8 protein-coding genes and 3 tRNA genes are annotated in these 10,938 nt (G+C 64.7%); 6 read left to right on the forward strand and 5 right to left on the reverse strand.

The window, feature by feature from the left end; genetic code table 11:
- Positions 1-2: 2 nt before the first annotated feature.
- The 3 genes from KHZ24_03160 to sufC are packed head-to-tail and all read right to left on the reverse strand — an operon-like array spanning position 3 to position 3,339.
- Positions 3-1,139: a SufD family Fe-S cluster assembly protein gene (locus KHZ24_03160; GenBank protein ID MBS5450200.1), complete on the reverse strand. Its 1,137-nt coding sequence runs from the start codon at positions 1,137-1,139 to the stop codon at positions 3-5.
- Positions 1,139-2,557, reverse strand: a complete 1,419-nt coding sequence (sufB, locus tag KHZ24_03165) for a Fe-S cluster assembly protein SufB (protein MBS5450201.1) — start codon at positions 2,555-2,557, stop codon at positions 1,139-1,141. The genes KHZ24_03160 and sufB overlap by 1 nt, the downstream gene beginning before the upstream one ends.
- On the reverse strand, positions 2,554-3,339 hold the full coding sequence (sufC, locus tag KHZ24_03170) for a Fe-S cluster assembly ATPase SufC (protein ID MBS5450202.1): 786 nt from the start codon (positions 3,337-3,339) through the stop codon (positions 2,554-2,556). The genes sufB and sufC overlap by 4 nt, the downstream gene beginning before the upstream one ends.
- 282 nt (positions 3,340-3,621) lie before the next feature.
- Here sufC and KHZ24_03175 point away from each other — a divergent pair, with 282 nt between their 5' ends.
- The 5 genes from KHZ24_03175 (at position 3,622) to KHZ24_03195 (ending at position 6,121) form a co-directional block, all read left to right on the forward strand.
- Positions 3,622-4,287, forward strand: coding sequence for an NAD(P)H-dependent oxidoreductase (locus tag KHZ24_03175; protein MBS5450203.1), 666 nt, complete (start codon positions 3,622-3,624; stop codon positions 4,285-4,287).
- A gap of 162 nt (positions 4,288-4,449) precedes the next feature.
- Positions 4,450-4,523, forward strand: a tRNA-Gln gene (locus tag KHZ24_03180).
- Between the two features lie 26 nt (positions 4,524-4,549).
- Positions 4,550-4,626 (forward strand) — tRNA-Glu (locus KHZ24_03185).
- 37 nt (positions 4,627-4,663) lie between these two features.
- Positions 4,664-4,740, forward strand: a tRNA-Glu gene (locus KHZ24_03190).
- Between the two features lie 85 nt (positions 4,741-4,825).
- On the forward strand, positions 4,826-6,121 hold the full coding sequence (locus KHZ24_03195) for a flippase-like domain-containing protein (GenBank protein ID MBS5450204.1): 1,296 nt from the start codon (positions 4,826-4,828) through the stop codon (positions 6,119-6,121).
- Positions 6,122-6,306: 185 nt separating this feature from the next.
- On the opposite strand, the gene sdaAA is transcribed toward KHZ24_03195, so the two are convergent.
- Positions 6,307-7,869, reverse strand: coding sequence for an L-serine ammonia-lyase, iron-sulfur-dependent, subunit alpha (sdaAA, locus tag KHZ24_03200; protein MBS5450205.1), 1,563 nt, complete (start codon positions 7,867-7,869; stop codon positions 6,307-6,309).
- Positions 7,870-8,116: 247 nt separating this feature from the next.
- Between sdaAA and pcp the strand changes: the two genes are divergently transcribed.
- Positions 8,117-8,779, forward strand: a complete 663-nt coding sequence (pcp, locus tag KHZ24_03205; protein ID MBS5450206.1) for a pyroglutamyl-peptidase I — start codon at positions 8,117-8,119, stop codon at positions 8,777-8,779.
- 120 nt (positions 8,780-8,899) lie between these two features.
- Here the strand turns inward: pcp and KHZ24_03210 are convergent, their stop codons facing one another.
- Entirely contained in the window at positions 8,900-10,639 is a 1,740-nt protein-coding gene (locus KHZ24_03210; protein MBS5450207.1) for an ABC transporter substrate-binding protein, read from the reverse strand.
- Between the last annotated feature and the right edge of the window lie 299 nt (positions 10,640-10,938).

Here is a 10,938-nt window from a genome sequence, read left to right on the forward strand (position 1 = left end):
ACTTATCGCGCCCCTTCCACGTCGGCGGCGACGTCAGCGATCTCGGCTGCGGCCTCGGTGCCCATGACGCGTTCGGCGAGGGCGAGGGCGGCTGCGCGGGCCTCGGGCGTCGTGCTGTGGGCAACGGCACTGTCGAGAACGGAGCGCGCGAACAGGGCCTGGGCCTCGTCCTCCGTCAGGCCGCGCGTGCGCAGGTACTCGAGCTGGTCGGGGCTGACGGCGCCGATGGTCGCGCCGTGCTCGCCGGCGACGTCGTCCTCGTCGCATAGCACAACGGGCAGCGACTTGTTCGTGACGCCCTGGTTCGTGAGCAGTACGGTCTCCTGCTCGCGGCCGGCAGCGCCCTTGCCGCCGTGCACGAGGTCGATTGTGTCGCGCAACGTCTTGGTGCTCGTGCCTCCCATGACGCCGTACGCATCGAACGTCGCGACGGACTTACGCCCGCGCAGGCGCATGACGTAGTTCATGTCGAGCTCTTCCGCGTCACGCGTCAGGTAGCGAACGTCAACGTGGCACGCGCTGTGGTAGCCCGCGCAGTCGATGTCCATACCCGCGAAGCAGCGGCCAGCGCCGAGCAGGTGGTACGTCACGTCCACGCTGGCGCGATCGGCGAGCGTGATCTGCAGGTCGTTGAGGTGCTGGCACTCATCGGGCAGCGCGACGAGCACGTGCACGTTCGCGTGCGCACCCTCGTCCAGCTCTAGCTTCGTGAGCGCTCCGCTGACGGGCATGCCGGCGGCAAGAGGGCCGGCCACGATGGCGACGTCGAGCCGCTTGCCTGACCCGAGCGCGATGTGTGCGCTCAGCGCCTCGCCCGTATCGGACGTGACGGCGAGCTCCTGAGCCGCAGTGGGGGAGTCCTGCGTGAAGTCAAGCTGTGCGGTGTCGAGGGCGCGCGCCTCGAGCCAGGCCTGAGCTGCCGTGCCCAGGCCGCTACGCAGGCCGGAGCGCTCCTCGAGACTCTGCTCGCACGGGCGCTTGACGTAAGCCGCGCCATGCTGCGAGGCGGCGTCGGCAACTGCCGTGGCGTCATGCTCGGGCGCAGGCACCTCGACGATGTGCCCGTTGATGTCCAGGCGATTCCACGTCGGCGAGGGCGACTCGCCGACGCGCGTGAGCTCTATGGTGTTGGTCTCCATTAGCCGATCGACCCTTCCATCTCGAGCTTGATGAGGTTGTTCATCTCGACGGCGTACTCCAGCGGGAGTTCCTTGGACACGGGGTTCGCGAAGCCGTTCACGATGAGCGTGCGCGCCTCGTCCTCGGGGATGCCGCGGCTCATGAGGTACATGAGCGTCTCGTCGGAGATGCGGCCGATCGTGGCCTCATGGCCGACGCTCGCGCTCTTGCAGCGCACGTCCATGGCGGGAATCGTGTCACTGCGGCTCTCGTCGTCGAGCATGAGCGAGGCGCACGAGACGCTGACCTTGGCGTTCTCGGCCGCCTCCGTCACGACGACCTCGCTGCGGAACGTGGAGACGCCGCCGGACTTCGACAGCGACTTCGCGCTGACCGTCGCGCGCGTGTCGGGGGCGGACAGCACGGTCTTGCAGCCCGTGTCGAGGTTCTGCGTCGCGCCGGCGAACGTGATGCCCGTGTATTCGCTGCTGGAGCGGGCACCCACGAGCAGCGACATCGGGTAGAGGTAGCTCACATGGCTGCCGAACGAGCCGGACACCCACTCGATCTTGCCATCTTCCTCGACGCGAGCGCGCTTCGTGTTGAGGTTGTACATGTTCTTGGACCAGTTCTCCACCGTGGAGTAGCGCAGGTGGGCGCCCTTGCCCACGAACAGCTCGACGGCGCCGGCGTGCAGGTTGGCGACGTTGTACTTGGGGGCAGAGCAGCCCTCGATGAAGTGCAGATCCGCACCGGGCTCCAGGATGATGAGCGTGTGCTCGAACTGGCCGGCACCGGCGGCGTTCAGGCGGAAGTAGCTCTGCAGCGGGTAGTCGAGGCTCACGCCGGCGGGCACGTACACGAACGAGCCGCCGCTCCACACCGCATAGTGCAGCGCGGCGAACTTGTGGTCATTCGGCGTGATGAGCGTGCCGAAGTGCTCGCGGATGATGTCCTCGTAGCCCTCGTGCAGCGCGTCCTCGATTGTCGAGTACACGACGCCCTGCTTTGCGACCTCGTCGCGCATGTTGTGGTAGACGATCTCCGAGTCGTACTGCGCGCCGACGCCGGCAAGACTCGTGCGCTCGGCCTCGGGGATGCCCAGACGCTCGAACGTGTCCTTGATGTCCTCGGGGACTTCGTCCCACGTCTTTGCCTGCTTCGTCTTGGGGCTCACGTACGAGGAGATGTTGCTCATGTCCAGACCGGAGATGGACGGGCCCCAGTTGGCGGGCATGCTCATGGACTCGTAGAGGTCGAGGCAGCGCAGGCGCATGTCGAGCATCCACGCGGGCTCGTCCTTCTTTGCCGAGATCTCGCGCACGATGTCGTGAGACAGGCCGTCGTCGAAGCGCTCGTAGCCGTCCTCGCTCTTTACGAAGTCGTAGAGCCCGCCTGTGGCCTTCTCAAACTGGCGGGCGGTCTCGATGTCACTCATGCCTGCGCGCCTCCCTGCTCGGCAGCGAGCTTGTCGGCGAGCAGGGCCTCGTACGTGGCGAAGCCATCACGGTCGATCTGCTCGATGAGATCGGACGGGCCGCTTGCCACGAGGTGGCCCTTCACCATGACGTGCACGGTGTCGACGTTGAGGCGGTCGAGGATGCGCGTGTTGTGCGTGATGATGATGAGCGCGCCGTCGCAGCTCTGGCGATACGCCTCGATGCCGCGCGACACGATGCCCAGGGCGTCGACGTCAAGACCGGAGTCCGTCTCGTCGAGGATGGCGAGCTTGGGCTGGAGCAGCAGGAGCTGCAGCATCTCGACCTTCTTCTTCTCGCCACCCGAGAAGCCGACGTTCAGGTCGCGCGTGAGATAGGCCGGATCCATGCCGAGCTGGTCGATGACCTCGTTGACGCGCGTGCGGAACTGGCGCGACGTCATCTTGAGCTCGGGGCGCTTCTGGCAGATCGTGCGCAGGAAGCTGTAGAGCGGGACGCCGGGCACCTCGACAGGCGCCTGGTACGACAGAAAGATGCCACGGACGGAGCGCTTGTCCGCAGACTCCGCCGTGATGTCCTCGCCGTCGAACGTGATGGACCCGCTGTTGACGACGTACTCAGGGTCGCCCATGACGACGTGGCCGAGCGTGGACTTACCGGCACCGTTGGGGCCCATAAGCACGCAGGTCTGGCCAGGCTCGACGGCCAGGTCAACACCGTGCAGGATGGGCTTGTCCTCGATACCGGCACACAGGCCGGAGACATTGAGAAGCACGGACATAGAAAACTCTCCTTTTCTGATCCCCCAGGAACTCTCGAATGATACCCAGAAACGTTTGCCTGGGGTACCACCTGGCGAGAAGTGCGCTGCTTTTGGCATGAATACCACCAAATGGTACTCCTTCATGCCAGTATTTCCCAAATACCCGGAGAGCTTATATGTAATTCAGGAGCGTATGGCGACCCTGTTAGGTTCGATGTACTGTGGATCACAGGATACCAGTGGCGGTTTTGCCCGCCCGACGAGAGGAGATGGCGTATGGCACAGGCCCAAAACGAGGCGATGACGAGTTGCGCGGCGCTGGACGCCCTGAACTGGCGCATGGCGTGCAAGCGCTACGACCCGACGCGCTCGGTGAGCGACGAGGACTTCCGCGCGATCTGCGAGGCGGGCAGGCTGTCGCCGAGCTCGTTTGGTCTCGAGCCGTGGAAGGTGCTCGTCATCGAGGACGAGGCTCTGCTCTCCGAGATGCAGAGCTTCTGCTGGGGCATGAAAAAGAACGCCTCACGCACGGTCGTCATCCTTGCGCGCAGGAAGGTCGGCGCATTCTCGCTGCACGCCGGCCACATGATCGCCGAGGTTCAGGGGCTGCGCGACGAGGAGAAGGGCAACCGTCGCCTCATGCTTGCCAAGTTCCAGGGCGAGGACTTTGGGCTCACGACACCGGAGGCCCTGTTTGGCTGGGCGCGCTGCCAGTGCTACATCATGCTGGCCAATATGCTGACATGCGCCGCCGAGCTCCGCGTCGACGCAACGCCCGTCGAGGGCTTCCCCATGGGCAGGCTCAACGACCTGCTCGCCGAGCGTGGGCTGATCGATCCCGAGGAGTTCGGCGTCGCCGTGATGGCGCAGTTCGGCTATCGCGACCCGAGCCACAAGGAGGTCGTGAAGACCCGCCAGGACTGGGCTGATGTCTTCGAAACCGTGACGCCTTCTCCGGCGGAATAGGGGACGGATCCCAGCTGCTCCGAGAGAACGAGGCTCCTGACCTGCGCACTTCACAAGCTCCCGACAAAATTGGACAAGTTTGAAATCGGTGTTGACAGGGAAGGCTTCTATCCGTAATATTCTTTCTCGCGTTGCGGGACGAAATCACCGGGAGCAACAAATTGGGATATCGTCTAATGGCAGGACAGCGGATTCTGGTTCCGTCAATGGGGGTTCGACTCCCTCTATCCCAGCCACGTCCTGCTCGTGTTGAAAACAGGATGGCCCGTTCGTCTAGCGGTTTAGGACATCGCCCTCTCAAGGCGAAGATCACCAGTTCGAATCTGGTACGGGCTACCAGTGTTTTACCGGGCATTCGCCCGTTTGATAATAGGATGGCCCGTTCGTCTAGCGGTTTAGGACATCGCCCTCTCAAGGCGGAGATCACCAGTTCGAATCTGGTACGGGCTACCAGCAAAGTAATCGGGTCGGCAGAAATGCCGGCCCGTTTTTGTATCTGGAGGCCTGCCCGTTGACAGACCGCGCTGCATCAGATTCCATGCCCGACAAGACGGATAGCAAGAATAAGCTGATGCTGCGCATCGGCATTGGCTTCCTCTGCGCCGTCATCGTCGGCTTCGTTGTCTGGCTCGTCGCGACAGGGGAGGCTGCCTCGTTCGTTGGCGCCCTGTCCCACGCTCATCTGCTGTGGGTTCTGGGCGGCCTCATCGGCTTTCTCTCGTATTTCCTGCTCGATGCGCTGTGCTTTCGTATCGCCGGCACGCTCACGGGCGTGCGCATGGGGTTGCTTGACCTGCTTAGCGTCGCGGCCGTTGGCATCGTATTCGGCTACCTGACACCCGGGCAGATGGGGGCGGCGCCTGCACAGATCGTGCGCCTGTCCAAGGCGGGCCTGTCTGTGGGCGCCGCGTCGGGGGTGCAGCTCACGCGCTTCTTCGTGTATCAGAGCGCCGTCACGCTGTTTGGCGCCGCCATGCTTCTGGCAAAGTTTCGCTTCTTTGAGGAGCTATATGGCAACCTCGTGCTGATCTGCGTTCTGTCGTTTGGCGTGCACCTTGCCATTATGGGTGGTCTCGTGGCAGTCATATTCTTTCCGAACCTCGTGCGTCGGGTGGTGACGTTAGGTGTGCGCCTGCTGTCTGGGCGCATCCATCTCATAAAGGACGGCGAGGCCGTGTTAGCCCGCGTCGAGGCCCAGATCGACCAGTATGCGACGTCCGTGCATGCTGCCATCCGTCACCCTGGCGTCGTCATCAGCGCCATCGTCATCACGATTGCCCAGCTTGTTGCCATGTACTCCGTGCCGTATTTCGTGCTGAACGCGCTGGGGGCACACGACCTGGACTTCTTTACATGCCTTGCCGCGGCGGCGTTTGTGCAGCTCATTCTCACAGCTGTGCCGCTTCCAGGCGGCACGGGAGGTGCCGAGGGCGGATTTGCGCTGTTCTTCGGGCCGAGCCTGGGTTCCGGCCTCGTCGCCCCAGCTATCGTGCTGTGGCGCTCGCTGACGTTCTACCTGCCAATTCTCATTTCCGCTCCGCTCATGGGCCTGCGTTCCCGCGTGACGCCGGCTGAGCGTCTGGAGACGTTCGGCGAGCCGCCCGTCGGTCGTGCGGCCATCGCCCAAGACCTGGCAAACACGCGCGTCGCCGCCCGAGAGAAGGCCGACAGGCTTCGTCAGCGCATCCGCGTCTCACGACAGATGCGCGGCGGCCTCCATCTCGTGCCCCACCTGCGCGAGGGCGGCCCCCTCAGGCGCCTCGCTCCCCATGGCCACGAGCGCGTGAAGCTCAGGCTAGCAAAACATCGCAGGCATCAACACAAAGACAGGTAGCGACTCATCTCCGACCAGGTGGATCAGGCTACCCACAAATCCTCTCTTTACCTCGTGCCATGCCTGCCAAGACATGCACGCGACCAAGGGGGTTGTGTATCCTGGCGCAGTTCTGCAGCCGCGCCCTCTGCGGCGAAGCTGTTTGAGCACAGGATACACAACCCCTCGGCCCGACGTGACGCCCTCTACTTACAAGCCCCACAGACAGACGGCGCCGCCGCCAGCCCACCCAGCGCCGTCTCCCGCAAGCTCTCCGGCAGCGCATGGCCGACCTGCGCCATTGCTTCGACGGCCTCGTCAAAGGGTATAGGCAGCGCCACGCCGGATAGCGCCATCTGGGCGGCGGTGTATGCGTTGGCGACGCCGATCGCGTTGCGGGCCTGGCACGGCACCTCAACGAGACCTCGCACGGGGTCGCACACGAGGCCGAGCAGATTGGAGATCGCCAGCGTCGCCGCGTTGAGGCACGTCTGCGCGCTGCCGCCGAGCAGCTGCACGAGGGCGGCGGCCGCCATGGCAGACGCCGAGCCGACCTCGGCCTGGCAGCCACCCTCTGCGCCGGCGACGCTTGCGTTGCGTTCGATGATGGCGCCGATGGCCGCAGCGCAGAACAGCGCGTCGGTCACGTCGGCCTCTGACGACCCGAGCGCCTCGGCACTGGCCAGCAGGGCGCCGGGCAGTACGCCCGCCGACCCGGCTGTCGGCGCGGCGACGATGATGCCCATGCACGCCGACCGCTCGAGCGTTGCCATGGCCCAGGCGCAGGCCCGCGTGAGAGTGGGCCCGCACAGCGCGTCTGCGGGGCCGGACCACCCGAAGACGCGGGCTGCCTGGCCGTCGAGCATGCCGCCCAGTGAGCGACCGGGGTGCGCCACGGGCTCGCTCGTCTCAGCGCGCATGACGTCGAGCACGCGAGCCATCTGGCTGTCCGTCTCCTGCTTCCCGCGCAGATCGGCCTCGCGAAGGCGCATGAGCGCGCCAAGCGACACACCCTCGCGCTCGCTGAGCTCGAGCAGCTCTGCCCCGCTGGCAAAGTCACGCTCGCTCGCCGCGTCGCCGGCGACGGCGGCCCCGCCTCCCACGGCGCGCACGATGCGCACGCCGAACACGTCGGGGGAGCGCTCGATGCTGGCGATGACCTCGGCGTCGGGAAGCGTGTCGCACTCGAACAGCGCGTAGGCAAGCTGGCCCGGTGTCGTACGGTACGAGCTCATGAAGGCGATGTTGATGCCGGCGGCTCCAAGCTCGCCCGTCATGAGGGCGAGCATGCCGGGGACGTCGCGGTGCGCCACGAACACGGCGGGCATGCGACCTGTCAGGTCGACGGACACGCCGTTCACGCGGACGAGGCGCGCTTTGCCCCCGCCGAGAGACTCGCCGCGCACGGTCGTTCGGGTGCCGTCCGCGCACAGCATGTCGATGTCGACGGTGTTGGGGTGCAGGCCGTCGCCTGCGTTGCTGGGTGTGAACTCCCAGGCGATACCTCGCTCGCGCGCCACGTCAAACGAGCGCTGTATGTCGGGATCGTCTGTGTGCATGCCTAGGATGCCGCCGAGCAGGGCGCGGTCCGTACCGTGGCCGGCGTACGTGCGCGCAAAAGAGTTGTAGAGCGTGAAGGCTACGCGGGTGATGGGGGCGTCGCACAGGCTCGCCGCCATCTGGGCGATGCGCAGGGCCCCGGCCGTGTGGGAGCTGGACGGGCCCACCATGATGGGACCGAGTATGTCGAACGTGGTGGCAACCTTCACGGGGACTCCTTCGCCATGCAAGGATGTGGGATCGAGACGGGTGCGCCGCGCGGTCGGCAGAGAGCGGCGCGGCTTCGCAGGATTATAGACGCCCTCTGATACCTGCCACGCACCATCCGCCGTTCGAGCGAGAACCGCTATGATCGTCTCCCTGTGGTTACTTATCGGCTGGTGCTGCCCGCGGCATCCGTGATGCCGTGGGAAAACGTCCGCTTTCGTATCGATCTGCGTTGCAAAGGAGCGCCTCATGAGCGAAGAGAAGCCAGCAAGCGTGGAGAAGGGTCCGTCTCTGTCCCCGACGATCGTCGTAACCGGCTTTCAGCCGTTTGGCGGCCAGGACGTGAACCCCGCGCTCGAGGCCGTGCGTGTGCTTCCCGAAGTCATCGGCGGGGCGCACATCGTCCAGGTCGAGGTGCCCGTGACGTATCGCCAAGCCTTTGAGCCCGTCTCTGCCGCTATCGAGCACTGGAACCCCCAGGCCGTTGTGTGCGTGGGCCAGGCTGCGGGGCGCTCGTGCGTCACGATTGAGCGCGTCGCCATCAACGTCGATGATTGTGACGCCCCCGACAACGCTGACGCCATCCGCTGTAACGTGCCCATCGTCGACGATGGTCCTGCGGCGTACTTCGCCACGCTGCCCGTCCACGACATGGTGCGCGCTATCGAGGCGGCCGGCCTGCCCGCCAAGGTCTCGGACTCGGCCGGAACGTACGTGTGCAACCATCTCATGTACCTCACGCTCGACAGCGCTGCGCACAAGAACCCCGGCCTGCTCGCCGGCTTTATCCACGTGCCGCTGCTGCACGAGCAGGTCATCAAGGGGGAGATGCGCGGCAAGCCCAGCATGTCGAAGGCCGACATCGTCGCCAGCCTTACCGCTGCCCTCGAGGCGCTTGCCAAGGTGCTGTAACGCCTCGACTGAGCAGAGCTCTGCTCCGCCTGAAGTGTCTCGTACATAAACAAAAGGCGCCCGCCGACCTGGACTCCAGGGTCGACGAGCGCCGTTTTCATGCGGCTGTGGAGCCTTGCCTTATGCGCTCAGCCAGCAGCGCGTCAGACGGCCGTAGCCAGACGGGTTGAAGAACAGGTTGTTCACGCGCGCGGAGGCAACGTAGGTGTGTAGGTAGTAGAAGAGCGGGACGACGGGGAAGTCGGCGGCCACGATCTTGTTGGCCTCCTTGAACGCCTCGACGCGCTCCTCGGTGTCCGTGACGGTGAACGCCTTGTCGATGGCCGCGTCGAACTCCGGGTTGGTGTAGCCCGAGTTGTTGTCGCCCGAGCCGGTGTAGAACAGCGGCTGCAGCACGAGGTAGGGCGTCGGGACCTGGATGGTCCAGCCCAGACGGCCCATCTGGTACGTGCGGCCCTGGACCGCGTCGATGTAGGCGGCCCACTCCTGGACGTCGATCGTTGAGTCGACGCCGCAGGCGGCGAGGTCAGCCTGGATCATCGTCATGATGGACTCGTTCGCAGAGCCGGAGTTCGTCGACAGCGTCAGGCTCAGGCCACGCTTGCCGTCGGAGCCCAGCGGGTAACCGGCCTTGTCAAAGTACTCGACAGCCTTGTCCTTGTCGCCCTCGGGCAGGCAGTAGTCCCAGCCGTTCTCCTCGGCGCCGGGGACGCCGGGGGCAATCATGTTCGAGGCGGGGGACTTGGTGCCCTGGAGCACGGAGTCGCAGATGGCCTTGCGGTTGATGGCGTAGGACACGGCGATACGCAGATCCTTGTTGCTCATCACGTCGTCCTCGTTGTTGATGAGCAGGTAGTAAATCGACGTCTCCTCGCCCAGGAACGTCTGCTTGCCGGGGTTGGCGACGTAGCCGTCCTTATCGGCGAGGCCGTAGGTCTGCTGGGCAAGCGTGAACGTGCCGGAGGGGATCGTCGTGAAGTCGAGGTTGCCGGCCTGGAACTCCGTCCACGCCGTCTGGTCGTCCTTGAAGATCTGGAAGTTCACACCGTCGATGAACGGCTTCTCGCCCCAGTAGCCGTCATAACGCTTGATGTTGATGTACTGGCCGTCGTTCCACTCGCCGTCCATCATGAACGGGCCGTTGCCGATAGGGGCGAGACGGAACTTCTGGAAGTCCTCCTCGGTGTCCGTGCAGCCTGCAGGCACAGGGGCGGTGGCCATGTCGCCGACAGCGGCGTCAAACTCGGCGAACGGGGCCTTGAGGTTCACGACGAGCGTGTAGTCGTCGGGGCACTCGACGTCGAGCTCGGTGGCCTCGCCCTTCATCATCTCGTCGGCGCCCTTGATGCTCGTAAGCTTGTAGCCGAGCGAAGAGGGAGCGGGCTTAAAGTCGGAGCGGCACAGGCGCTCCCACGCATACTTGAAGTCCTTGGACGTGACGGGCTTGCCGTCGTGCCACGTCGCCTCCTTGCGCAGGTGGAACGTGAACTGCGTCGCGTCGTCGTTCGACTCGTAGCTCTCGGCTGCCAGCGGGACGAGCTGGCCCTTCTCCCAGTCGTACGTCGTCAGCGTGTCGAACAGGTTGAAGATGACCTCAACGCCCTGGTTCTCCTCGGCACCGAACGGCTCGATTGCAACGGGGTTCGTGAGGTACCACGTCATCGTGCCGCCCTGAGTGGCACCTGTCGTGTCGCTGTCATACACCTGGGCAGCGGCTCCGGCGCCTGCATCCGCGCTTGCGGACTCGCTGGCGCGAGCGGACGACCCGGCGGCCATGGCAAGCAGAGCGCCGGCCGCGACAGCACCGGTGAGGAAAGAACGACGGGTCAGTCCCGTTGCGAGCTGAGTGTTGGTGTGCATGAGCAAACCCCTCTCTCTGACGTGCCACGTGATGTGGTTGAAGCGCATGGTAGGGCTGCGAGACTTTGTTTGCTCCATCAACCTATCTCGAAACTGGTATTTAATGCCACGGAAACGTGCGGAGCACAGAAAACGGAAGATCGGCTCTCGTATAGGGAATTAAAGCCCGAGGTCACGCATATAAAAGGAGCCTCCCCGCAGTGAACTGCGCCCCAAAACTTGGATGCTAAAATGAGGATACCCTAAGCGGCCTCCAGAAGGGCCTGCTCCCGGAACTCGACCGGGGTCAGGCCCTTCAG

The sequence above is a fragment of the Coriobacteriia bacterium genome, from assembly GCA_018368455.1.
Lineage (GTDB): Bacteria > Actinomycetota > Coriobacteriia > Coriobacteriales > UMGS124 > JAGZEG01.